This is a genomic window from Ramlibacter sp. (assembly GCF_041916345.1).
Lineage (GTDB): Bacteria > Pseudomonadota > Gammaproteobacteria > Burkholderiales > Burkholderiaceae_C > Ramlibacter.
Window position 1 is genome coordinate 22,259 of sequence record NZ_JAYRZR010000030.1, and the last position, 21,651, is coordinate 43,909.

22 protein-coding genes are annotated in these 21,651 nt (G+C 70.4%); 13 read left to right on the forward strand and 9 right to left on the reverse strand.

Annotated elements, in window-relative coordinates; all coding sequences use genetic code 11:
- Position 1 precedes the first annotated feature (1 nt).
- From ACE3T5_RS10130 to ACE3T5_RS10150, 5 genes are all read left to right on the forward strand, one after another.
- On the forward strand, positions 2-970 hold the full coding sequence (locus ACE3T5_RS10130) for a TRAP transporter substrate-binding protein (RefSeq protein WP_374667135.1): 969 nt from the start codon (positions 2-4) through the stop codon (positions 968-970).
- A complete protein-coding gene (locus ACE3T5_RS10135; RefSeq protein ID WP_374667137.1) occupies positions 967-1,512 on the forward strand; it encodes a TRAP transporter small permease in 546 nt (181 codons plus the stop codon). The genes ACE3T5_RS10130 and ACE3T5_RS10135 overlap by 4 nt, the downstream gene beginning before the upstream one ends.
- Entirely contained in the window at positions 1,512-2,795 is a 1,284-nt protein-coding gene (locus ACE3T5_RS10140; protein ID WP_374667139.1) for a TRAP transporter large permease, read from the forward strand. Before ACE3T5_RS10135 ends, ACE3T5_RS10140 begins: the two co-directional genes overlap by 1 nt.
- Positions 2,796-2,926: 131 nt before the next feature.
- Positions 2,927-3,892: an MBL fold metallo-hydrolase gene (locus ACE3T5_RS10145; RefSeq protein ID WP_374667141.1), complete on the forward strand. Its 966-nt coding sequence runs from the start codon at positions 2,927-2,929 to the stop codon at positions 3,890-3,892.
- Positions 3,893-3,929: 37 nt separating this feature from the next.
- Positions 3,930-4,901, forward strand: a complete 972-nt coding sequence (locus ACE3T5_RS10150; protein WP_374667143.1) for an SMP-30/gluconolactonase/LRE family protein — start codon at positions 3,930-3,932, stop codon at positions 4,899-4,901.
- Positions 4,902-4,914: 13 nt separating this feature from the next.
- On the opposite strand, the gene ACE3T5_RS10155 is transcribed toward ACE3T5_RS10150, so the two are convergent.
- The 5 genes from ACE3T5_RS10155 to ACE3T5_RS10175 form a co-directional block, all read right to left on the reverse strand.
- Entirely contained in the window at positions 4,915-6,657 is a 1,743-nt protein-coding gene (locus ACE3T5_RS10155) for a hypothetical protein (protein ID WP_374667145.1), read from the reverse strand.
- A 275-nt stretch (positions 6,658-6,932) separates the two neighbouring features.
- On the reverse strand, positions 6,933-8,177 hold the full coding sequence (locus tag ACE3T5_RS10160) for an ArgE/DapE family deacylase (protein WP_374667147.1): 1,245 nt from the start codon (positions 8,175-8,177) through the stop codon (positions 6,933-6,935).
- Positions 8,174-9,949 carry a 2-oxo-4-hydroxy-4-carboxy-5-ureidoimidazoline decarboxylase gene (gene uraD, locus ACE3T5_RS10165; protein ID WP_374667149.1) on the reverse strand — a complete coding sequence of 592 codons (1,776 nt, stop codon included), beginning with the start codon at positions 9,947-9,949 and terminating at the stop codon, positions 8,174-8,176. The genes ACE3T5_RS10160 and uraD overlap by 4 nt, the downstream gene beginning before the upstream one ends.
- 4 nt (positions 9,950-9,953) lie before the next feature.
- The gene (gene puuE / locus ACE3T5_RS10170) at positions 9,954-10,922 is read right to left on the reverse strand and encodes an allantoinase PuuE (protein WP_374667151.1); all 969 of its coding nucleotides are present in this window, start codon (positions 10,920-10,922) and stop codon (positions 9,954-9,956) included.
- Positions 10,919-11,584, reverse strand: coding sequence for a GntR family transcriptional regulator (locus ACE3T5_RS10175; protein WP_374667153.1), 666 nt, complete (start codon positions 11,582-11,584; stop codon positions 10,919-10,921). Before ACE3T5_RS10175 ends, puuE begins: the two co-directional genes overlap by 4 nt.
- A gap of 65 nt (positions 11,585-11,649) precedes the next feature.
- Here ACE3T5_RS10175 and uraH point away from each other — a divergent pair, with 65 nt between their 5' ends.
- Complete coding sequence (gene uraH, locus ACE3T5_RS10180; protein ID WP_374667155.1) at positions 11,650-12,003, forward strand: hydroxyisourate hydrolase; 354 nt, start codon at positions 11,650-11,652, stop codon at positions 12,001-12,003.
- Positions 12,004-12,113: 110 nt separating this feature from the next.
- Here the strand turns inward: uraH and ACE3T5_RS10185 are convergent, their stop codons facing one another.
- A complete protein-coding gene (locus ACE3T5_RS10185; protein ID WP_374667157.1) occupies positions 12,114-12,656 on the reverse strand; it encodes a hypothetical protein in 543 nt (180 codons plus the stop codon).
- Positions 12,657-12,712: 56 nt separating this feature from the next.
- Here ACE3T5_RS10185 and xdhC point away from each other — a divergent pair, with 56 nt between their 5' ends.
- From xdhC to ACE3T5_RS10215, 6 genes are all read left to right on the forward strand, one after another.
- A complete protein-coding gene (gene xdhC, locus ACE3T5_RS10190; RefSeq protein ID WP_374667159.1) occupies positions 12,713-13,525 on the forward strand; it encodes a xanthine dehydrogenase accessory protein XdhC in 813 nt (270 codons plus the stop codon).
- A 127-nt stretch (positions 13,526-13,652) separates the two neighbouring features.
- Positions 13,653-14,864 (forward strand): urate hydroxylase PuuD, encoded by a 1,212-nt coding sequence (locus ACE3T5_RS10195; protein WP_374667161.1) that lies wholly within the window; start codon positions 13,653-13,655, stop codon positions 14,862-14,864.
- 59 nt (positions 14,865-14,923) lie between these two features.
- Positions 14,924-16,729: a DUF885 family protein gene (locus tag ACE3T5_RS10200; RefSeq protein WP_374667162.1), complete on the forward strand. Its 1,806-nt coding sequence runs from the start codon at positions 14,924-14,926 to the stop codon at positions 16,727-16,729.
- A gap of 47 nt (positions 16,730-16,776) precedes the next feature.
- Positions 16,777-18,093: a glycerate kinase gene (locus ACE3T5_RS10205; RefSeq protein ID WP_374667164.1), complete on the forward strand. Its 1,317-nt coding sequence runs from the start codon at positions 16,777-16,779 to the stop codon at positions 18,091-18,093.
- Entirely contained in the window at positions 18,093-18,905 is an 813-nt protein-coding gene (locus ACE3T5_RS10210; RefSeq protein WP_374667165.1) for a hypothetical protein, read from the forward strand. The genes ACE3T5_RS10205 and ACE3T5_RS10210 overlap by 1 nt, the downstream gene beginning before the upstream one ends.
- A gap of 10 nt (positions 18,906-18,915) precedes the next feature.
- Entirely contained in the window at positions 18,916-19,299 is a 384-nt protein-coding gene (locus tag ACE3T5_RS10215) for a VOC family protein (RefSeq protein WP_374667167.1), read from the forward strand.
- A 70-nt stretch (positions 19,300-19,369) separates the two neighbouring features.
- Here the strand turns inward: ACE3T5_RS10215 and ACE3T5_RS10220 are convergent, their stop codons facing one another.
- The 3 genes from ACE3T5_RS10220 to ACE3T5_RS10230 all read right to left on the reverse strand — a co-directional run bounded on the left by ACE3T5_RS10220 (position 19,370) and on the right by ACE3T5_RS10230 (position 20,838).
- A complete protein-coding gene (locus tag ACE3T5_RS10220) occupies positions 19,370-19,633 on the reverse strand; it encodes a hypothetical protein (RefSeq protein WP_374667169.1) in 264 nt (87 codons plus the stop codon).
- A gap of 47 nt (positions 19,634-19,680) precedes the next feature.
- Complete coding sequence (locus ACE3T5_RS10225; protein ID WP_374667171.1) at positions 19,681-19,848, reverse strand: hypothetical protein; 168 nt, start codon at positions 19,846-19,848, stop codon at positions 19,681-19,683.
- A gap of 366 nt (positions 19,849-20,214) precedes the next feature.
- On the reverse strand, positions 20,215-20,838 hold the full coding sequence (locus tag ACE3T5_RS10230; protein ID WP_374667173.1) for a hypothetical protein: 624 nt from the start codon (positions 20,836-20,838) through the stop codon (positions 20,215-20,217).
- Between the two features lie 120 nt (positions 20,839-20,958).
- On the opposite strand from ACE3T5_RS10230, the gene ACE3T5_RS10235 reads away from it, so the two are divergent.
- Positions 20,959-21,552: a 2-hydroxychromene-2-carboxylate isomerase gene (locus ACE3T5_RS10235; protein ID WP_374667174.1), complete on the forward strand. Its 594-nt coding sequence runs from the start codon at positions 20,959-20,961 to the stop codon at positions 21,550-21,552.
- Positions 21,553-21,651: the final 99 nt, after the last annotated feature.

Below are 21,651 nucleotides of genomic sequence, written 5' to 3' on the forward strand. Positions count from 1 at the left end.
CATGAGACTCAACCTCCCCCTGCTCGGCGCCGCGCTGGCCGCCGCCCTGGCCCTGCCGCTGCAAGCGCAGACGATGAAGGCCGCCGACGTGCACCCGGCGGGCTACCCCACCGTGGTGGCGGTGGAGAACATGGGCAAGAAGCTCGAGAAGGACACCGCCGGCCGCATCAAGTTCCAGATGTTCCCGGGCAGCGTGCTGGGCGGCGAGAAGGAAATGATCGAGCAGACCCAGGTGGGCGCGATCCAGATCCTGCGCACCTCGCTCGGCCCCGTGGGCCCGGTGGTGCCCGAGGTGAACGTGTTCAACATGCCCTTCGTGTTCCGGGACATCGCCCACATGCGCGCGGTGATCGACGGCCCCATCGGCCAGGAACTGCTGGACAAGCTCTCCGCGTCGCCCGCCCGCCTGGTGGGCCTGGCCTGGATGGACGGCGGCTCCCGCAGCCTCTACACCAAGAAGCCGGTGCGCAAGCCCGACGACCTGAAGGGCCAGAAGATCCGCATGATGGGCAACCCGCTGTTCGTGGACACCATGAACGCGATGGGCGGCAACGGCATCAGCATGGGCTACGGCGAGGTCTTCAGCGCCCTGCAGACCGGCGTGATCGACGGTGCCGAGAACAACCCGCCCTCGCTCTACACCGCCAATCACTTCAAGGCCGGCGCGAAGTACTACACGCAGACGAACCACCTGATCATCCCCGAGATCCTGGTCATGTCCAAGGTTGCCTACGACAAGCTGAGCCCGGCCGACCAGGCCGCGGTGAAGAAGGCCGCGCGCGAGGCGCAGATGGAGCAACGCAAGCTGTGGGACGCGGCCGTGGCCGACTACAGCGCCAAGCTCAAGGCCGAGGGCGTGGAGTTCATCACCATCGACAACAAGGCGTTCTACGACGCCACGGCGCCGGTGCGGGCCAAGTACGGCGCCCAGTACGCCGAGCTGATGAAGCGCATCGAGGCGGTGAAGTGACGCAAGGCCCGGCGATGGCCCACCCGTTCCTGCGCGCGATGGACCGGCTCTACCTCACCTGCATCTGGGTGGCCGGCACCGCGATCTTCTTCATGAGCCTCATCATCCCCTGGGGCGTGTTCACGCGCTACATGCTGGGCACCGGCTCGCAGTGGCCGGAACCCATCGCCATCCTGCTGATGATGGTCTTCACCTTCATCGGCGCGGCCGCGGCCTACCGGGCCAATGGCCACATCGCCGTGACCATGCTCACCGACGCGCTGCCCCGGCCGCTGCAGGCCGGCGCCGCCGTGCTGGTGGATGCCCTGATGGTCGTGGCCTGCGGCTTCGTGGCCTGGTACGGCACCCGGCTGTGCATCGAGACCTGGGGTCAATCGGTGGCGGAGCTGCCGTGGCTGCCGGTGGGCGTGACCTATGCCTCGCTGCCCCTTGGCAGCGCGATCACGCTGCTGTTCGTGCTGGAGCGGCGCCTGCTCGGCCCGCAGGACCAGCGCGCGGTGGTGCGCTACGAGGAGGCTCCGCAAGCGGAGCCGGCGGCCTGATGGACACGTTCGTGCTGCTGGGCAGCTTCGTGCTGCTCATGACCATCGGCGTGCCGGTGGCCTACTCGCTGGGGCTCGCGGCGCTGGCCGGCGCGCTGTGGGCGGACATCCCGCTCGACGCGGTGATGATCCAGATCGCCGCCGGGGTGAACAAGTTCTCGCTGCTCGCCATCCCCTTCTTCGTGCTGGCCGGCGCCATCATGGCCGAGGGCGGCATGGCCCGCCGGCTGGTGGCCTTTGCCGGCGTGCTGGTGGGCTTCATCCGCGGCGGGCTGTCGCTGGTCAACATCATGGCTTCCACCTTCTTCGGTGCGATCTCCGGCTCCTCGGTGGCGGACACGGCCTCCATCGGCAGCGTGCTGATCCCGGAGATGGAGAAGAAGGGCTATCCGCGCGCCTTCGCCACCGCCGTCACGTGCAGCGGCTCGGTGCAGGCGATCCTCATTCCGCCCAGCCACAACGCGGTGCTGTACTCGCTGGCGGCGGGCGGCACCGTCTCCATCGCCGCGCTGTTCATGGCCGGCGTGCTGCCGGGGCTGCTGTGCGGGCTGACGCTGGCGGTGCTGTGCCTCGTCAAGGCGAAGCAGCACAACTTCCCGAAGGGCGAGGTGATCCCGCTGAAGCAGGCCCTGAAGATCACGGTGGAGGCGATGTGGGGCCTGATGACCATGGTCATCATCCTGGGCGGCATCCTGAGCGGCGTGTTCACCGCCAACGAGTCGGCCTCGATCGCGGTGCTGTGGGCGTTCTTCGTCACCATGTTCATCTACCGCGACTACCGCTGGCGCGACCTGCCGAAGCTGGTGCACCGAACGGTGAAGACGGTGACCATCGTGATGATCCTCATCGGCTTCGCGGCGGCCTTCGGCTACATGATGACGCTGATGCAGATCCCGATGAAGGTGACGGCCTTCCTCACCAGCCTCTCGGACAACAAGTACGTGATCCTGGCGCTGATCAACGTGCTGCTGCTGGTGCTGGGCTGCCTGATGGACATGTCGCCGCTGATCCTGATCCTCACCCCCATCCTGCTGCCGGTGGTCAAGACGCTGGGGGTCGACCCGGTTCACTTCGGCATGATGATGATGGTGAACCTGGGCATCGGCCTCATCACGCCGCCGGTGGGCACGGTGCTGTTCGTGGGCAGCGCCATCTCCAAGCTGAAGATGGGCGTGGTCACCCAGGCCATGATGCCCTTCTTCGTGGCGCTGTTCATCGTGCTGCTGATGGTCACCTACATCCCGGCGCTGTCGCTGTGGCTGCCGCGGATGATGGGGCTGTAGCGCATCCGGGAATGTCCCGCGAAACCCCCGGTGACAGGGGGTCTTGCGGGGCCGTGCTGCCGCGCCGCCCGGCCGCGCGAGATGATCGCGCCGCGGCGTCGTGCCGCCACCCCCTACAGGAGTTCTCCCGCATGCTCGCTCGACGCAGTTTCCTCGGCGCCGGCCTGGTGGGCGCATCCGCGCTCACCATCGGCTCCGTCTGGTCCCAGCAGTCCGCTCCCAACTTCGGCGCGCCCACGCTGCCGCAGGTCGGCTTCAAGCGCATGAAGCTGGGCGACATGGAGCTCATCGCCTTCAACGACGGCGCCCTGCGCCGCCCGCTGGGCGAGGAGTTCGTCACCAACGCCCCGCTGGAGCAGGTGAAGGCGCTGCTCGCCTCGCAGGGCCTGCCCACCGACTACGTGGACATCCCCTTCACGCCCTTCGTGATCATCGCCGGCGGCCGCCGCATCCTGCTGGACACCGGCTTCGCCGACAACGGCCCGCCCACCACCGGCAAGATGCTGGGCCACATGCAGGCCGCCGGCCTGAAGCCGGAGGACATCGACACCGTGGTGATCAGCCATTTCCACGGTGACCACATCAACGGCCTGCGCAACAAGGCCGGCCAGCTGGTCTACCCGAACGCCCGCATCATGGTGCCGAAGCCCGAGCATGCGTTCTGGATGGACGATGCCCGCATGGAGGCGGCGGCACCGGCGGCCAAGGGCGCGTTCCAGAACGCGCGCCGCGTGTTCGGCAACCTGCCGGCCGACAAGCTGGTGCAGTTCGACCCGGGCACCGAGATCCTGCCTGGCATCACCTCGGTGGCGGCCTATGGCCACACGCCGGGCCACACGCTGTTCAAGGTCAGCTCCCAGGGTCAGGGCTTCGCCTACCTGGCCGACCTGACCAACGTGCCCAGCCTGTTCGCGCGCAACCCGGAATGGTCCGTGACCTTCGACATGGACAAGGACATGGCGCGCCTGGTGCGCCGCAAGATGTTCGACATGGTGGTGCAGGAGAAGCTGATGGCCGGCGGCTTCCACTTCCCCTTCCCCGCGTTCGGCGGCATCGAGGTGGCCGGCAACGGCTACCAGTTCAAGCCGGTCGCCTGATCGGCGCGGGCGGGCCCGGTTCGATATGCTGCGAGGCATGGACACCGGACCCGCCTTTCCATTCACCCCCAGCCAGCGCTACCCGGATCCGCGGGTGGAGGTGCTGGATCCGCGCTTCCTGTCGCTGCGGCTGGTCAGTGCCACGGTGGAGCAGCTCTGCTCCGGCCTGCGCTGGGCCGAGGGGCCGCAGTGGTTCGGCGACGGGCGCTACCTGCTCGTCTCCGACATCCCCAATAACCGCATCCTGCGCTGGGACGAGACCACCGGCTCGGCCAGCGTGTTCCGTGCGCCGTCCCACCATGCCAATGGCCTGGCACGGGACCAGCACGGCCGGCTGCTCGCCTGCGAGCACCTCACGCGCCGCGTGACGCGGACCGAGTACGACGGCAGCCTCACGGTGCTGGCCGACCGCTTCGACGGCAAGCGGCTGAATTCGCCGAACGACATCGTCTGCGCGGCCGACGGCGCCATCTGGTTCACCGACCCCAGCTTCGGCATCGGCGGCTGGTGGGAGGGCGAGCCCGCGGCGCAGGAGCTGCCCCATGCCGTCTACCGCCTCACGCCGCAGGGCGTGCTGCAGCAGGTGATCACCGATCTGGCGGCGCCGAACGGCCTCGCGTTTTCGCCAAACGGGCGCGTGCTCTATGTGGTGGAGAGCCGGGCCAGCCCGAACCGCCTGATCTGGGCCTATGACGTGGCGGTGGATGGCGCGCTCTCCGGCAAGCGGCTGGCGGTGGACGCGCAGGGCGCTGGCGCCTTCGACGGCATCGCCATCGACGTGCAGGGCAACCTGTGGTGCGGCCTGGGCAGCGGGCAGCCCGGCGTGTCACCCGAAGGCTTGGATGGCGTGCGCGTCTACGCGCCGGACGGCACGGCCATCGGCCACATCCACCTGCCGGAGCGCTGCGCCAACGTGTGCTTCGGCGGCCGCCACCGCAACCGGCTGTTCATGGCGGCCAGCCATTCCGTCTATGCGCTTTACGTGAACACCCAGGGGGCGGCGGGGTAGGCTGCCGCGCCCCTCAGGGACGCAGCTGCCAGAGAATCCCGGATCGATCCGCCACCAGCAGGCGCGCGCCGGTCGCCGCCGACGGGTCGAACGCCAATCCGGAGGCGCCGCCCATCAGGCGCGGTACCCCGCCCGGCACGTCATACGAAGGCGCCACCGCGCCGCCATAGAGCGTCATCACGCCGTTTGGATCGAGCTTGTACACGCCCTGGTAGGTCAGCTCCAGGTTGCTGGGGGTGCCGGCCACCGCCACGTAGGCATTGCCGTTGGCGTCCACGGCCAGGTCCGTCGCGTAAGGCATCGGCCAGGTGCCGTCGGCCGCGTTCGCCAGCCGCATCTGGCGGCCGTCTGCCGCGAACTTCCGGATCCATGACTGGCCCGCGGCATCCGTCTCCACCACCCACAGGTTGCCCTGGCTGTCGAACGTGAGGCCCTGCACGATGTAGAAGGCGGAATCGGCGGCGTCTGCAATCACCCGCGTCGACACGGCCGCGCCGCCCGCGAAGGTCGTCACCCGGCCATCGGTGCCGATCTTGCGGATGCCGCCGCCCTCGGCCACGAACAGGTTGCCCTGGGCGTCGGCCCGCATGCGCCCGGGGCGGTTGAAGCGTGCCTCCAGCAGAGTGCCGTTGACCACCGAGGCCTGGCCCGGTCGGCCCGCCACGGTACTGACCGCGCCACCGGCCGTGATGCGGCGGATGGCGTGGTTGCCCGTGTCCGACACGTACAGCACGCCATTGGCGTCGAGGGTGATCCCGCCCGGCGAATGGAAGCGGGCCGACGAACCCGGCCCGTCAAAGAAGGCGCTCTCGCCCACGCGGCCGGCCAGCACGCTGGTGCTGCCGTCCGCCGCGATGCGCCAGATGACATGCGCGCCTTCGTCGGCCACGTAGCTCACGCCGGCCGCATCCACCACCACGGCGGCCGGCCGCACCAGTCCCGCGGCCGTGCCCGCCAGCGCGGTCTGCTGGCCGGCGACCGCCGCGCCCTGGGCGGCGGTGCGCGCGCCGGTGCGGCACTCGGCGCCGGCGGGCAGCGACCCGAAGGCGAAGCGCCGGATCGGCAGCGTACCCATCGTCGGCAGCCAGATGCTGGCGGTGCAGGGCTGCTGGACGGACGCCGCCAGTGCGCCATCGAGCTGCGGCAGCAGCGGCGCGCGGTAGGGGCCGTCCAGGGTCTGGCCGCCGCCGTAGCGCAGGAAGCCGCCGCTGAAGGCGCCGCTGGACAGGGACGCGACCACCAGGTGCCAGGTCGGCTCGCCCTGGTTGTCGTAGTGGAACATCGTGAGCGAGGCGCTGTTGCCGATCATCTCCAGCGTGTAGCCCCGGCCGGACTGGTCGGGGTTCCAGTAGATGCCGGTCTCGGGCTGCAGGCCCGTCACTGCCGGGGCCGCCGTGGAGAACTTGCGCGCCGTGAAGCTGCGCTTGGGCAGGGTGACCTGCGCGCTGTCCCCGGTGAAGCGGATCGTCACGTTGCCGACCGGCGTGGCCACCGGCGTGCGGGTCGACAGCGAGGTCAGTGCCTGGCCACCGGTGTAGCGCTGCAACGTGCCTTCGAAGCGATGGCCGCCATCGGCCGCCACCATGCTGCCCGCCGCCGAGACCCACGTGGGCCGGCCCAGCGAGTCGAACACGTAGAACGTGACCACGCCCGTGCCGCCCTGGGCCTCGAAGAAGAAGCCCGTGCCCGGTTCCGCCGGGTTCCACCAGGAGCCGTGGCCGTTGAAGGCTGCGACGTCCGCCTTCTGCAGCGTCATGGGGTCCGGTGTCGAAGGCGTTCCGCCCCCGCAACCGGCCAGCAACAAGCCCGCGCACCCGCCCAGGGCCGCCAGGACCCGTTTCACTGCACCATCCATCGAAACCTCTCAGACGCACTTCGCCTGGGGGCATTCTAGTGACGCAGCCCATCCATGGGGGTGGTGGGCGCGTGGGGATCGCTACGGGATCCAGGAGCCAAGACACGCACAAGGCCCGCGTGCGAGGGGGTCCTCGCAGGCTGACGGTGACCGGAGGGAATCTCCGCGTTGCCCGCTCACCCCAGCAGATCCCGCAACGCCCTCGCGATGACCTTCGTCGCGCGGCGCAGGTCTTCCAGCTCCAGCCGCTCGTCCGCGCGCTTCGCGTTCGACTCCAGCACCGTGCGCGGCCCCGCGCCATAGATCACGCCGGGGATGCCCTTCTCCACGTACAGGCGCACGTCGGTGTACAGCGGCGTGCCCACGGCCGGGATCGGCTCGCCGAACATGGCCTCGCCATGCCGCTGCAAGGCCTGCACCAGCGGCTGGTTGCCCGCCAGCGGGACCATCGAGCGGGCCAGCAGCAGGCGGCGCACGTCTACCTGCAGCGCGCGCCCGCCGCGCGGGGGCGAGAAGCTGCGCACCGCCTCGTCGATGGTGGCGCGGATCGACGCCTCCACCACCGCCGGGTCCTCCTCGGGGATCATGCGGCGGTCCAGCTTCAGCACCACCTTGCCAGGGACCACATTGGTGTTGGTGCCGCCCTGGATCAGGCCCACGTTGAGGTACGGGTGGGTGATGCCTTCGACGCGGCTGGTCACCTGCTTGTAGGCGGCGTTCAGCGCGTAGAGGGCGTTCAGGATGTGCACCGCGCCCTGCAGGGCATCCGTGCCGCTGTCGGGGATGGCGGCATGGGCCATGTCGCCCTGCACCGTCACCTCCATCTGCAGGCAGCCGTTGTGCGCCACGACCACCTGGTAGCTGAAGCCGGCGGCGATCATCAGGTCGGGCTTCGTCAGGCCGTTCTTCAGCAGCCAGCCCGGGCCCAGCTCACCGCCGAACTCCTCGTCGTAGGTGAAGTGCAGTTCCACGGCGCCCTTGAGTGGCAGGCCCAGTGACTCCAGCGCGCGCACCGCGAAGGTGAAGCTCGCGAAATCACTCTTGCTGACGGCCGACGCGCGGCCGTAGAGGCGGCCGTCGACCACCTCACCGCCGTACGGATCGTGCGTCCAGCCTTCGCCCGGCGGCACCACGTCGCCGTGGGCGTTGAGCGCGATGGTCGGGCCCTCGCCATAGCGGCGGCGCACGATCAGGTTGGTGATGCTCTGCAGGCCGGCCGCCCGCACCTCGGCCTCGGGCACGGGGTGCTTCTCGGCCGCGAAGCCGAAGCCCTGCAGCAGGTCCGCGGTGCGCTCGGCATGCGGCGCGTTGTTGCCCGGCGGGGTGTCCGTGGGCACGCGCACCAGCGCCTGCAGGAAGCGGACCTCCTCGTCGAAGTGGGCGTCGATCCAGGCGTCGAGCGGCGCGTAGGGCGTGGTCATGCGGCTTCCTTCGCCAGTTGGTCCAGCAGGTGCAGGAAGGCCTGCACGGCGAGTTCCATGTCGTCGCTGGTGGTGGATTCCAGGGGGTTGTGGCTGATGCCGCTGTTCAGGCCGCGCACGAACAGCATGGCCTGCGGCATCACCTCGTGCAGCTTCATCGCGTCGTGGCCGGCGCCGCTGGGCATGCGGTAAATTGGCACGCCCAGCGCCTCCACGGCGCGTTCCCAGCGCTGCTGCCAGGCGGGCGCGCTCGGGGCGGCGGCGGCGCGCATCGTTTCCTCGGTGCTGAAGCGCAGGCCGCGCCGCTGGCAGATCTCGGCCAGCTTCGCCACCACGTCGGCCACCAGCGCATCCCGCTGCGGGTCGTTCGGCGCTCGCAGGTCCAGCGTGAACTGGCAGCGGCCCGGCACGACGTTGGTGGAGCCGTTGGGCACGTTCAGGATGCCGATGGTGCCCACCGAGTCGCCATCGCGCCGTGCGCGCGCCTCCACGAACAGGGCCAGCTCCGCCACGGCCACCGCGGCGTCGCGCCGGCGGTCCATCGGCGTGGTGCCCGCATGGCTGGCCATGCCCGTCACCTCGCACTGGTAGCGGATGCCGCCATTGATGGAGGTGACCACGCCCAGCGGCAGATCCAGTTCGTTGAGCACCGGACCCTGCTCGATGTGCACCTCGACGAAGCCCAGGTACTGCGAGGGGTCCCGGCGCAGCTTCGGGATGTCGTCGATGCACAGGCCGGCGGCCTGCATGGCCTCCCGCATAGTGATGCCGTCCGCATCCTTCTGGTCCAGCCAGGCCGGGTTGAACTGCCCGATGAGCGCGCCCGAACCCAGGAACGTGGCCTTGTAGCGCTGGCCCTCCTCCTCGGCGAACGCGATCACCTCGATGCCGAAAGGCAGCCGGCGGCCGGTGCGCGCGAGTTCGCGCACGCAGGCCATCGGCGTGAAGATGCCCAGGCGGCCGTCGTACTTGCCGCCATTGCGCACGGTGTCGTAGTGGGAGCCGGTCATCAGCCAGCGCGCGCCCTCGCGGTCGGCGCAGTAGCGGCCCACCACGTTGCCCACGGCGTCGATGTGCACTTCGTCAAAGCCGGCGTCGCGGAAGTTCTTGCTGATGCGCTGTGCACAGGCGCGATGGGCCTCGGTGAGGTAGGTCACCGTGAGCTGGCCGCGCTCGGCGTAGCCGGGGTCGCTGTGCTGCGCGAGCTGCTCGTGCCAGTCCCAGACCTGGTGCCCCAGCACCGGTTCGGTGCCGAACTTGTCGTTCAGCCGCAGCTCCACGATGCGGTGGATGTTGCGCAGCGCTTCGGCCAGCTCGAAATCCGGCGGGTTGTCCAGGCGGCGCGCAAAGGTCTCGATGATCTGGGTGCGGTGCAAACCAGTGCCGCGAGGCCCGCGCACGGCCAGGATGAAGGGGAAGCCGAACTTCGCGTTGTAGTCGGCATTGAGCTGCTGGATGCGCGCGAACTCTTCCGGCGTGCAGTCGGTGAGACCCGCGCGGCTTTGCTCGCCGGTGGATTCGGCGGTGAGCGTCCGGCTCACCATGGCCTTGCCGGCGAGTTCCGGGTGGGCGCGGATCAGCGCGAGCTGCTGGTTGCGGGTGGCCTGTCGCACGACGTCGGCCATGGCCTGCTTCAGGTGGCTGATGCTGCGGAAGGGCCGCTGTGCCAGCGCGGCCTGCGCGATCCAGGGCGAGTGTTCGTACAGGCCGTCCAGCAGGTGCGCGGCTTCGGCCTCGCTCGCGGTGTTGAGTTGATCGAGTGTGATGGGCATGGGCTCAGCCCTCCGGGTAGGGGTGCACCTGCCGCCAGTGGCGGGCGATGTCGATGCGGCGGCACACCCACACACGGTCGTGGCGGGCGATGTGGTCCAGGAAGCGCTGCAGCGCCACGATGCGGCCGGGCCGGCCCAGCAGGCGGCAGTGCATGCCGATGCTCATCATCTTCGGCGCCTCCTCCCCCTCGGCGTAGAGGGCATCGAAGCTGTCGCGCAGGTATTCGAAGAACGGGTCGCCGTGCGAGAAGCCCTGCGGCAGCGCGAAGCGCATGTCGTTGCAGTCCAGCGTGTAGGGCACCACCAGATGCGGCACCACTTCACCATCGGTGCGGCGCACCTTCATCCAGAGCGGCAGGTCGTCGCCGTAGTAGTCGCTGTCGTAGGCGAACCCGCCGTAGTCGGCCACCAGGCGGCGGGTGTTGGGGCTGTCGCGGCCGGTGTACCAGCCCACGCCGTGCACGGCGTCGGGTTGGTCCCTGCGTTGACCCGTGAGCTGCCCGATGATCTCCATGCCGATGCGCATGTGCTCGCGTTCGGTCGCCTCGTCAATGTTCTGGTAGTGGATCCAGCGCCAGCCGTGGCAGGCGATCTCGTGGCCCAGCTCGACGAAGGCGCGGGTGAGCTCCGGGTGGCGCTGCAGCGCCATGCTGACGCCGAACACGGTGAGCGGCAGGCCGCGCTTCTCGAACTCGCGCAGCAGGCGCCACACGCCCACGCGCGAGCCGTACTCGTAGATGCCCTCCATGCTCAGGTGCCGGTCCGGGTAGGCGGCCGGGTTGAACATCTCGGACAGGAACTGCTCGGAGCCGGGGTCGCCGTGCAGCACCGCGTTCTCGCCGCCCTCCTCGTAGTTCAGGACGAACTGCACGGCGATGCGGGCCTGCCCGGGCCACTGCGCATGGGGCGGGTGGCGGCCGTAGCCGACCAGGTCACGCGGGTAGGGGGCGGTGGTGTCGTAGAGGGCGGTCATGCAAGGGCCTGGGCGATGTCGTGGGTAGGGACGGGCCGGTCGAAGGCGAGGTTCTCCTCCACGTGCAGCAGGTGGTCTTCCATCAGCTTCACGGCGCGCTTCTCGTCGCGGGCGGCGATGGCCTTCACCAGCTCCACGTGCTCTTCCTGTGAGTGCGCGGCGGCGGCGTCGCGCTGGTACATGAGCGAGATGAGCGAGCTGCGCGACACCAGGTCCCGCACGATCTGGGCCAGCACGTCGTTGCCGCACAGTTCGGCCAGGCGCACGTGGAAGTCGCCCAGCAGCTCCACGCGCTGCGCGGCGTCGCGGCGGTCCACGGCGGCCTTCTCGTGCGCCAGATGCTCGCGCAGCGCCTTCAGCTTGGCGGTGGTGATGGTGCGCACCAGCTCGCGCGTCATCTGCGCCTCCAGCATGCGGCGCACCTGGAAGACCTGGCGCGCTTCCTGCACGCTGGGTGCGGCGACGAAGGCGCCGCGCGCCGGCTCCAGCTTGACCAGCCGGTTCTGGCCGAGCTGGAACAGCGCCTGCCGCACCAGGGTGCGCGAGACGCCGAAGTGATCCGCCAGCTTCTGCTCGGCCAGCTTGGTGCCGGGCTGCAGCCGATGCTCGATGATGGCGCGCGTCAGCGAGTCGACGATCACGCTGGTGGTGGAGGGCTCCATGCGCGGATGATAGCCCGCTGCCGCCAAACTGTATACACTCCAGTCCACAATCTCAGGAGATCGCCATGGGCCTCAGCACCCACGTCCTCGACACCATGCACGGCACGCCGGCCGCGGGCATGACGGTGGAGCTCTTCACCACCGGCGAGGGCGGCCCCACGCTGGTGAAGCGCTTCGAGCTGAACGCCGATGGCCGCAACCCGGGCGGGCCGCTGTACGACCACGCGAGCTTGCGGCGCGGTACCTACCGGCTGGTGTTCCATGTGGCGGACTACTTCCGCGCGCGCGGGGTGGACCTGCCCGATCCGCCGTTCCTGGATCGCGTGCCGCTGGACTTTGGCATCGCGCACGAGGACCAGCACTACCACGTGCCGCTGCTGGCGAGCCCGTGGAGCTATTCGACGTATCGGGGGTCGTAGGCATGGGGCGGCAAACGCTGGGGTTGCGCTGCGCTCCACCCCAGCCTACGGGAACGCCGATACTGTTCTCGACTTCGTAGGCTGGGGTGCAACCCCAGCGATCCCCGCCCCTAGTCCTGCCCCTCGGTCAACGTGTCCAGCTGGAACTTGCCACTCTCATGCCACAGCCAGACCTCGGTGTAGGTGACGCGCCCCAGCCGCGCCGGCACGGGGTAGGGCGCAGCGTCGCGGATCATCTTCTCGATCACCGGCCCCACCTCGGGCGCGTTGCGCGGCGGCCGCTGCCAGCGTACGCCGCGCACCTGGCCGCGGTTGTCGATGTCCACGTCCACCACGGCCACCGCGTGCAGCATGGGTGGCAGGCGACCCTTCCACACGCGGTCGGCATACACCTCGTAGAGGTGCCGGGCGCCATCGGAGCGATAGGCGCGGGCGGTGCTGGCCTGCGAAGGGCCAGGCGGCTTGCGCGGGGCCGGTGCGGGCTCAGCCACGGGTGCGGGGCTGGTGGGGGGCGCGGGGGTGGGTGCCGTGCTGGGGCCGGGCAGGGGCGGCTGCGGCGGCAGCGGCACCGAGGAGGTGCAGGCGGCGACAACGGCCGCCGCGCTCCAGGCGGCCGGCTTCAGGCAACGGCGGAGGAAAGGAGACTGGGGCATGGCGCCCGCCACTCTAACCGCGACGGCATGCCGGTGGGTCGGACGGGGCATCCACCATGTCACTGAATGTGCTGGCGGATCGGCTGCGCCACGCCGATGCGGTGCTGGTGACGGTGGCCACCACCCAGGGCTCCGTGCCGCGTGAGGCCGGCACCTGGATGGCGGTGTTCGCCGACGCGGTGGTCGGCACCATCGGGGGCGGCCATGTGGAGTTCGACGCCATCGCGCAGGCCCGGCAGCGCCTGGCGCAGCGGGCCGGGATCGAGGCCGAGGCTGACACGCACCGCGTCGCCCTCGGCCCCGCCCTGGGTCAGTGCTGCGGCGGCGTGATGGTGCTGCGCTACGAGCGCCTCTCTGCGGCCGATCTGCCGCGCCTGCAGGCGCTCGAGGCGCAGGCGCGGACCCCGGTGGCCCTCTTCGGCGGCGGCCACGTGGGCCGCGCGCTGGTGAACGTGCTGGCGCCGCTGCCGTTCGCCATCACCTGGATCGACAGCCGCGACGAGATCTTCCCGGCCGACGTGCCGCCCCACGTGCGCTGCGAGCACAGCGATCCGGTGCAGGCCGCGGTGGACGACCTGCCTGCTGGCTCGCGCGTGCTGATCATGAGCTTCAGCCATGCGGAAGACCTGGATGTGGTGGCGGCCTGCCTGCGCCGCCTGCGCGAGCGGGACGATCTGCCCTTCGTCGGCCTCATCGGCAGCCGCACCAAGTGGGCGACCTTCCGGCACCGGCTGGAGGCGCGGGGCTTCGGCGCCGATGAACTGGCGCGCATCACCTGCCCCATCGGCGTGCCGGGCGTCACCGGCAAGGAGCCGGCGGTGATCGCCGTCGCGGTGGCGGCACAGTTGTTGCAACACCGTGCCATCTGAATCCTTGCCGTGATGCCGGCAATCTATCTACACTCTCACACGCAGGTCGCAGCGGCGCCATCGGGTACGCGGCCTTCCTTCTGCTCAGAGCGCCCGCGGTGGTGAGCAGGCTCCTCGAAAGACAGCCATGGAAAGCTATCTGCTCGACTGGGCCAACCTGCTGCTGCGGTGGCTGCACGTGATCACCGCGATCGCGTGGGTGGGCTCCTCGTTCTACTTCGTCTTCCTCGATTCCAGCCTTACGCCGCCGGCGAGCGACAAGCTGCGCGCCGAGGGCGCCACCGGCGAGCTGTGGGCCGTGCACGGCGGCGGCTTCTACCACCCGGTGAAGTACGCGGTGCGGCCGCCCGAGCTGCCGCCGCACCTGCACTGGTTCTACTGGGAGAGCTACACCACCTGGCTCTCGGGCTTCGCGCTGTTCACCGTCTCCTACCTCTGGAGCGCCGGCACCTACCTGATCGACAAGTCGCTGATGGACTGGTCGCCCGCCGGCGCCATCGTGGCGGCGCTCGCCTTCCTGGTGGTGTTCTGGCTGCTGTATGACGCGGTGTGCCGCCTGTTCGGCCAGCGCGAGAACGGTGACGCGGTCGTCGGCGCCCTGGTGCTGGTGCTGGTGTGCGTGGCATCATGGCTGGCCTGCCACTGGTTCGCCGGCCGAGCCGCGTTCCTGCTGGTGGGGGCGATGATCGCCACCGCCATGAGCGCGAACGTGTTCTTCTGGATCATCCCCGGCCAGAAGAAGGTGATCGCGTCCATTCAGGCCGGCCAGCCGGTGGACCCGATCCACGGCCAGCGCGGCAAGCAGCGCAGCGTGCACAACACCTACTTCACGCTGCCGGTGCTGTTCGCGATGCTATCCAACCACTACAGCTTCCTGTACACGCACAAGCTGAACTGGCTGGTGCTGATCCTGATGATGTTCGCCGGCGCGGCCATCCGCCAGTTCTTCGTCATGCGCCATGGCTTCAAGCTGGGACGCAACCCGCATCCCTGGCCGTATGCGGCGGTGGGCGTGGCGGTGCTGCTCGGCGTCATCGTCTGGTTGCAGCCGGCCGCGCCGGCGGCCAGCACGGGCAACGCCGCGCAAAAGGCCGCCGTTCCCACCTATGCCGAGATCCAGCCGGTGCTGGCGCAGCGCTGCCTCAGCTGCCACGGCGAGCAGCTGCAGATGAAGAACGTGCGGCTGGACACGCCAGAGGCGCTGAAGCAGCACGCGCAGGCCGTGTACCAGCAGGCGGTGGTGGCGAAGCTCATGCCCATGAACAACGCCACCGGCATGACCGACGCCGAGCGCGACCTGCTGGGCCGCTGGTTCCAGGCCGGCGCCAAGGTGCCCTGAGGTTCTACGGGACGCACCTGACGCGCCGGCGCGCGCGGCGCCCGTAGGATCGGGGCGTGATGGCCTCTTCCGATCTTCTCTCCCGCCGCGATGCGCTGCGCCTGGCCCTGGGCGGCGCCCTGCTGCTCGCCGCCGGCCCCGCCGCTGCGCAGAAGCCGCCGGCCGGTTCTGCATCCGCCCGGCTCGCCCGGATCGGCGAACGTTACTACCGCGGTTTCTGCGAGCTGTACCCGCTGGCGGTGACCGAGACGCTGGGTGATCCCGCGTTCAACGCCGCCTTCAGCATCGACATCGCGCCGGCGCACCTGCGACGGCAGCGGCGCTTCTTCCAGGGCACCGCGCGTGTGCTGAGCGCACTCGACCGCTCCCGGCTGACCGATGACGAGCAGATCGGCCTGGATCTGCTGCTGGCCGAATGCCGCACGCAGCTCGCCCTGCTGGACTTCCCGGGCCACCTGCTGCCGGTGGGGCACATGGGGAGCATGCCCGTGCGCCTGGCCGAATGGGCCTCGGGCCTGGGGCCGCAGCCGCTGCGCACCGCCGCGGAGTACCGGCAGTTCCTGGCCCGGCTGCGCGGGCTGCCCGGCTGGATCCGCCAGGCCATCATCAACATGGACCGGGGCATCGCGCGCGGCATCACGCTGCCACGCCCGTTGGTGGAACGCACCCTGCCGCAGATCGACGCGCTGCTGCCGGCCGACCCGGCCGCGAGCCCCTACCTGGCCGGCCTGTCCCGGTTCCCTGCCAGCGTGACCGAGCGTGAGCGAGCCGCACTCACCCAAGCCTATCGCCGCGTCGTGGATCAGTCGATCACGCCCGCACTGCAGCGCCTGCGCACCTACCTGCGGGAGCGCTACCTCCCCCGCGCCACCACGGCCGCCGGCCTGGGCGCGCTGCCGCGCGGCGACGACTGGTACCGCCAGCTGGTGGCGATGTACACCACCACCGATCTCACGCCGGCGGAGATCCATGAGACCGGCCTGCGCGAGGTGGCCCGCATCCGCGCCGAGCTGGAGCGGGTGAAGGCCCAGTTCCGCTACGAAGGCCCGCTCACCGTCTTCCTGCAGACGCTGGAGCAGCGCCCCGAGCTGGCGCCGTTCAAGACCGAAGAGGAGGTGCTGCAGGCCTACGGCGCGCTGAACGAGCGCATCGTGGCCGCGCTGCCGGCGCTGTTCGAGCGCGCGCCGAAGGTGCCGTTGCAGATCCGCGCCGTCGACGCGATGAGCCGCGACACCGCCTCCGACACGTACGTGCCGCCGTCGCTGGACGGCCAGCGGCCGGGCACGTTCATGGCGGCGATTCCCGATCCCGCGAAGTACCGCACGCCCCGCATGACCGCCCTGCTGCTGCACGAGGGCCAGCCCGGCCACCACTACCAGATCAGCCTGGAGCGCGAGCTGACCCTGCCGCGCTACCGCCGCCTGATCTGGTACACGGCCTTCGGCGAGGGCTGGGCGCTGTACGCCGAGAGCCTGGGTCGCGAGCTGGGCCTGTACGAAGACGCGAACGCGTGGCTGGGCCGGCTGCTGATGGAGCTGCACCGTTCCCTGCGGCTGGTGGTGGACACGGGCCTGCATGCGCGCGGCTGGACGCGTGAGCAGGCCATCGCCTACGTGCGCGAGCAGGAAGGCATGACCGAGGATGCGGCGCGGCGAGCGGTGGAGCGTTACATGGCGTGGCCCGGGCAGGCGCTGGCCTACAAGATCGGCGAGCTGAAGATCCAGGAGCTGCGGGACCGCGCGCGCCAGAAGCTGGGCCCGCGCTTCGACATCCGCCGCTTCCACACCGTGGTGCTGGAGGCGGGCACGCTGCCGCTGAAACTGCTGGAGGCGCGCGTCGACGCCTGGATCGCGCGGCAGGCCTGAGGGCGGCGCGGGCGCCGCGTCACAATGCGGCGAGGAGGCCTTCGCCCATGTCAGCGCCCGACCCGCGCACCCAGCCGCACCGCTTTCTGGAACACCTGTACCGCACCGCCGTGCATCGCGCGCTGCCGCTGCACAACACGGCGGCGCACCTGCCCGCGCCGCCACGCGGCCGCACGCTGGTGCTGGGCGCCGGCAAGGCCGGGGGCGCCATGGCGCAGGCGGTGGAGGCGCATTGGCCGGCCGACGCGCCGCTGTCCGGCCTGGTGGTCACGCGCTACCACCACACGCCACCGCGCCCCGAGGGGCTGGCCCGCCGCATCGAGGTGGTGGAGGCCGCGCACCCGGTGCCGGATGCAGCCGGCCTGCAGGCGGCGGAGCGCATGCTGGCCCTCACCCAGGGCCTGACGGCCGATGACCTGGTGCTGTGCCTCATCTCCGGCGGCGGCTCGGCCCTGCTCACGTTGCCGGCCGAGGGCTTGACGCTCGCGGACAAGCAGCGAATCAACCGTGCCCTGCTCGAATCAGGCGCCGGCATCGGCGAGATGAACTGCGTGCGCAAGCACCTCTCGCGCATCAAGGGCGGCCGGCTCGCGGCCGCCTGCGCGCCAGCAAAGGTGGTCACGCTCACCATCAGCGACGTGCCGGGTGACGACCCGTCGGTCATTGCGAGCGGGCCCACGGTGCCGGACGCCAGCACCTGCGCCGATGCGCTGGCCATCCTGGACCGGTATCGCATCGAGCTGCTGCCCGCGGTGCGCGAGGCGCTGCAGCACGGCGCGCTGGAAACGCCCAAGCCGGGTGATCCGCTCTTCGCCGGTCATGCGGTGCACCTGATCGCCACGCCGCAGCAGGCGCTGGAGGCCGCGGCGGCCGCAGCGCGCGCAGCCGGTCTGCAGGCGCACATCCTCAGCGACGAGTTGGAGGGGGAATCGCGCGAGGTGGGCCGGGTCCACGCGGCGCTGGCGCGCGCGGTGGCCCGGCGCGGCGAGCCGTTCCGCGCGCCTTGCGTCATCCTCTCCGGCGGCGAGACCACGGTCACCGTGAAGCCGCAGCCCGAAGGCACGCCGCGCGGCCGCGGCGGCCGCGCCGGCGAGTTCTGCCTGGGCCTCGCGCTCGGCCTGCAAGGCCAGCCCGGCGTGTGGGGCCTGGCCGCGGACACCGATGGCATCGACGGCGTGGAAGACAACGCCGGCGCCTGCGTGGGGCCGGAGACGCTGGTGCGCGCCCGCTCGCTCGGCCTCTCGGCTGCGCTCAGCCTGGACCGCAACGACGCCTACGGCTTCTTCCGCGCGCTGGACGACCTGGTGATCACCGGGCCGACCCACACCAACGTGAACGACTTCCGGGCCCTGCTGGTGCTCTGATGGCCACCCGCCGCAAGCCCCTGCGCCTCACACGCGCGGGCGCCATCCTGCACCTGCAGCAGCGCCTGCAGGCGCAGTCGTATCCGCGCATCCAGATGGGGCTGATCGTGGCCATCACCGGCGGCGCGGGCCTGCTCGCCTCGTTCCTGCTGCTGCTGGCGGGCGTCACCTCGATGGCCGTGCGCTATCCGCTGGCGCTGGTCTGTGCCTACGGCGCGTTCCTGCTGATGCTGTGGGCCTGGCTGCGCACGCAGGCTTCGGACTACGTGGATGGCGCGGTCGACGTCGCGGATGCCGTTTCGGGGTCCAGCGGCGGGGGCGGTGGTGGTGGCGGTGGTGGCAGTTTGGGAGGCTGGAAGCCGGGTGGCGGGGGTGACTTCAGCGGCGGTGGCGCCAGCGCGTCCTTCGATTCGCCCGCTTCGTCCTTCGCCTCGGTCCAGCCGTCGGGATCCGGCACCTCGGGGTCGTCGAAGCTCGGCGACGCGGTCGGTGAGCTCGCATCGGGCGACGACATCCTCGTGCCGCTGGTGGTGCTGCTCGCGGCCATCGGCCTCGCGCTGGCTTCGCTCTACGTGGTCTACATGGCGCCCGCGCTCTTCGCCGAGCTGCTGTTCGAGGGCACCCTCTCGTATTCGCTCTATCGCCACCCGCGCAAGGGCGATGAGCCCAACTGGGCGCGCACGGCCGTGCGCCGGACCGCGCTGCCGTTCGCGCTGACCGCGCTCTTCCTCTGCGGCGTGGGCGCCGCGCTGGGCCATCTCGTGCCGGGTGCGCACACGGTGGGGGAGGCGCTGCATGGCAAGGTGCGCTGATCGGATGACGATGAACCCACCCACCCTCCGCATCGCCCGTCCCACCGACAACATCGACGCCCTGCTGCCCTTCTACCGGGATGGCCTGGGGCTGGCCGTGCTCGGGCACTTCGAAGACCACGCGGACTTCGACGGCGTGATGCTCGGCCAGCCCGGCGCGCCATACCACTTCGAGTTCACCCATCAGCGCGGTCACGTGGCGGGTCGTGCCCCGACGCGCGACAACCTCGTGGTGTTCTACCTGCCCGAGCGGGCGGCGTGGGAGGCGGCGGTGGCGCGCATGCGCGGCGCGGGGTTCGAGCCGGTGCCCTCGTGGAACCCGTACTGGGATGTCTCGGGCGTCACCTTCGAGGATGCGGACGGCTATCGCGTCGTCCTGCAGCATGCGGCCTGAGGACCGGCGCCAAGGAAAAAGCCGGCCCCTTTCGGGGCCGGCTTTCCGGTGTGCGCAGGGCGGGGCGGCGTCAGAGCCGCCGCACGCCCTCGATCACGCCCACCAGCTTGCCATCCACGTACAGCGCGCCTTCGGGGGCGCCGGCTTCGCGGTACAGGGGATGGAACTCCACGGTCTGCACGGCGGCCGCCACATCGCGGGCCACGCTCAGGCGGGCGGCCACGCGGGTGAGCACGCGGCTGGCGGCCATCAGGGCCGCGGCGGCCAGGTAGAGCGCGGTGGCGCTCACGGGGCGGGCGCCTTCGGTGGCGCTGAAGCTCAAGGTCTTGCTCATCTTCGTCTCCGGGGTGGCCGCCGCGCTCGTGACGGGGCGGCCGGGTTTCAGGGGCTGTGAAGCTGGCCGAGTTCGCGGCGCACGGCCTCGCGGGCCTGCTGGCGCTGGGCACTGCGCGACGTCTGGTGGACGCCGGCGCGGCGGAAGCGCACCGCGACAGCCAGCGGGTTGCGCGGCTTGCGGGAGGGGAGCATCAGGGTCGTCTTCAGGGTCATGGCATCGGTTCTCCGGTTGGTGCTGGGGCCGAAAAGCAAAACGGCCCGGGGCAGGTGCCACCGGGCCGCTGGATGCGCCTGGGCCTCATCGGCCTGGCGGTCCGGCTTTCCGGCGGGTGAGGGCACGCGATGCATGACGCGCGCTTCGCAGGGACGCCACGGCCAGCAGGCCCGTGCGGGGGCGTGCGGCGAGGGTCGGCGAGGCAGCGAGGATCATGAAGGCGGGCAAGGGGTTGAGGGCAGGGTGTCATCGGCAGGACAGCCGACTTGCGCAAATGATAAACGTACGATTATCTTGCGCAAGCTGTTTTTATCGACAGCGGGGCGCGGGTGTGCGCTGCGCGCCACAGCGGGCGTCGGCGGGCGTCAGCGCTTGCGCTTGAGCGGTGCCACGCCGGCCCGGCTGCGTTGCCAGAGATCCATGCCTTCCTCGGCCGGCGGGGGCGTGGTGGCGCGCGCGGCGCTGCCCTGTCGCGGGCTTGCCGCGGGTGACGGCGGTGCCGGGGCGGCGGGGGTGACCGGCATCAGCACCTCGCCCAGCAGGTCCAGCAGGCGGGTGCGCGCGCGCTGCGGATGGCGGCGGTAGTAGGTGAGCACCAGACCGACGATGAAGCGCTCGTCGTCGTCCTGGGGCAGGGGACTCTCCGGGCTGGCAGCGGGCGAACTGGCCGCGCCCGTCGCACGCGCCGACCGGGCGGGCCCCGCCGCGGTGGTGCCCTGGCCCGGCCCGTGCGGCTCGTCCATCCAGCCGAAGGGCTTGTGGCTCAGCTGCTCGAACTGCCGCGCCAGCCGCTCGCCGATCTGGCGCGAACGGCTCTTGATCTGGCTCCAGTAGCTGGGCTGGATCTGCAGACGCTCGGCGAAGCGCCGTTCCAGGCCCCGCAGCGTAGCGGCATCGGGGTCCTTCACCGTGTGGCGGACGAACTCCTCGAACAAGGCGAGCGCGTTGTCCAGCCGGATCTGCGCGACATCGCGGGGGCCTGCTTGCATGATCCCCGATGATAAAGCTTCGTTGACCAGGGGGCGGCCGCCCCGCCGGGCCTGGTGACTGCCCCGCCTTGCCGCCGCGCTGCACGCATGGCATCGTGCCGTTCAACCAAGGAATGCCCCATGCCCACCATGGAAATCTGGCTCGAGTACGCCAGCACCTATTCGTACCTCACCGTCGCGCGGGTGGGGGGCCTGGCGCGCAAGCATGGCGTCACGCTCGACTGGCAGCCCTTCTTTCTGCCGCCCGTGCGAGACCAGCAAAGCCTGGGCTTCCCTTTCCCGGAAGCGTCCGCCAAGACAGCCTACATGTGGCGAGACCTTGAACGCCGCGCCCGGCGCTACGGCCTGCCCTACCGGCGGCCGGAACAGTACCCCGTGAATTCGCTGCAGACCATCCGCGTGGCGCTGCTGGGCGCACGCGAGGGCTGGTGCCAGGCGTTCACCGAAGAAGCCTTCCGCCTGCACTGGACGCAAGGCACGCTGATCGGAACCGACGAGAACCTGCAAGCCGCCCTGCGCGCCGCCGGCCAGGATGCGGCGCGCGTCATTTCCGCCGCAGCCTCGCCCGAGAACAAGGAGGCGCTGAAGGCACAGACCCCGCGCGCGCTGGAGCGCGGCATCTTCGGCGCGCCTTCGTTCGTGGTGCGTGGGGAGCTGTTCTGGGGGGATGACAGGTTGGAGGATGCGATGGTGTTTGCGGTGGAGGGGGGATGAGGTGTTGGCGCCGACCGAAAATTGACCCACCTGTGAGGGTTGTGCCGATCCAAATTTGACCCGGGTGTTCCACCTACCCTGCTGAATTCTTGAGCAGCG

Excerpts from the sequence above, each read along its gene's own strand:
- ACE3T5_RS10130 (WP_374667135.1), top strand. The coding sequence starts at position 2 with ATGAGACTCAACCTCCCCCTGCTCGGCGCCGCGCTGGCCGCCGCCCTG.
- ACE3T5_RS10140 (WP_374667139.1), top strand. The coding sequence starts at position 1,512 with ATGGACACGTTCGTGCTGCTGGGCAGCTTCGTGCTGCTCATGACCATC.
- ACE3T5_RS10145 (WP_374667141.1), top strand. The coding sequence starts at position 2,927 with ATGCTCGCTCGACGCAGTTTCCTCGGCGCCGGCCTGGTGGGCGCATCC.
- ACE3T5_RS10150 (WP_374667143.1), top strand. The coding sequence starts at position 3,930 with ATGGACACCGGACCCGCCTTTCCATTCACCCCCAGCCAGCGCTACCCG.
- ACE3T5_RS10155 (WP_374667145.1), bottom strand. The coding sequence starts at position 6,657 with ATGACGCTGCAGAAGGCGGACGTCGCAGCCTTCAACGGCCACGGCTCC.
- ACE3T5_RS10160 (WP_374667147.1), bottom strand. The coding sequence starts at position 8,177 with ATGACCACGCCCTACGCGCCGCTCGACGCCTGGATCGACGCCCACTTC.
- uraD (WP_374667149.1), bottom strand. The coding sequence starts at position 9,949 with ATGCCCATCACACTCGATCAACTCAACACCGCGAGCGAGGCCGAAGCC.
- puuE (WP_374667151.1), bottom strand. The coding sequence starts at position 10,922 with ATGACCGCCCTCTACGACACCACCGCCCCCTACCCGCGTGACCTGGTC.
- ACE3T5_RS10175 (WP_374667153.1), bottom strand. The coding sequence starts at position 11,584 with ATGGAGCCCTCCACCACCAGCGTGATCGTCGACTCGCTGACGCGCGCC.
- uraH (WP_374667155.1), top strand. The coding sequence starts at position 11,650 with ATGGGCCTCAGCACCCACGTCCTCGACACCATGCACGGCACGCCGGCC.
- ACE3T5_RS10185 (WP_374667157.1), bottom strand. The coding sequence starts at position 12,656 with ATGCCCCAGTCTCCTTTCCTCCGCCGTTGCCTGAAGCCGGCCGCCTGG.
- xdhC (WP_374667159.1), top strand. The coding sequence starts at position 12,713 with ATGTCACTGAATGTGCTGGCGGATCGGCTGCGCCACGCCGATGCGGTG.
- ACE3T5_RS10195 (WP_374667161.1), top strand. The coding sequence starts at position 13,653 with ATGGAAAGCTATCTGCTCGACTGGGCCAACCTGCTGCTGCGGTGGCTG.
- ACE3T5_RS10200 (WP_374667162.1), top strand. The coding sequence starts at position 14,924 with ATGGCCTCTTCCGATCTTCTCTCCCGCCGCGATGCGCTGCGCCTGGCC.
- ACE3T5_RS10205 (WP_374667164.1), top strand. The coding sequence starts at position 16,777 with ATGTCAGCGCCCGACCCGCGCACCCAGCCGCACCGCTTTCTGGAACAC.
- ACE3T5_RS10210 (WP_374667165.1), top strand. The coding sequence starts at position 18,093 with ATGGCCACCCGCCGCAAGCCCCTGCGCCTCACACGCGCGGGCGCCATC.
- ACE3T5_RS10215 (WP_374667167.1), top strand. The coding sequence starts at position 18,916 with ATGAACCCACCCACCCTCCGCATCGCCCGTCCCACCGACAACATCGAC.
- ACE3T5_RS10220 (WP_374667169.1), bottom strand. The coding sequence starts at position 19,633 with ATGAGCAAGACCTTGAGCTTCAGCGCCACCGAAGGCGCCCGCCCCGTG.
- ACE3T5_RS10225 (WP_374667171.1), bottom strand. The coding sequence starts at position 19,848 with ATGACCCTGAAGACGACCCTGATGCTCCCCTCCCGCAAGCCGCGCAAC.
- ACE3T5_RS10230 (WP_374667173.1), bottom strand. The coding sequence starts at position 20,838 with ATGCAAGCAGGCCCCCGCGATGTCGCGCAGATCCGGCTGGACAACGCG.
- ACE3T5_RS10235 (WP_374667174.1), top strand. The coding sequence starts at position 20,959 with ATGCCCACCATGGAAATCTGGCTCGAGTACGCCAGCACCTATTCGTAC.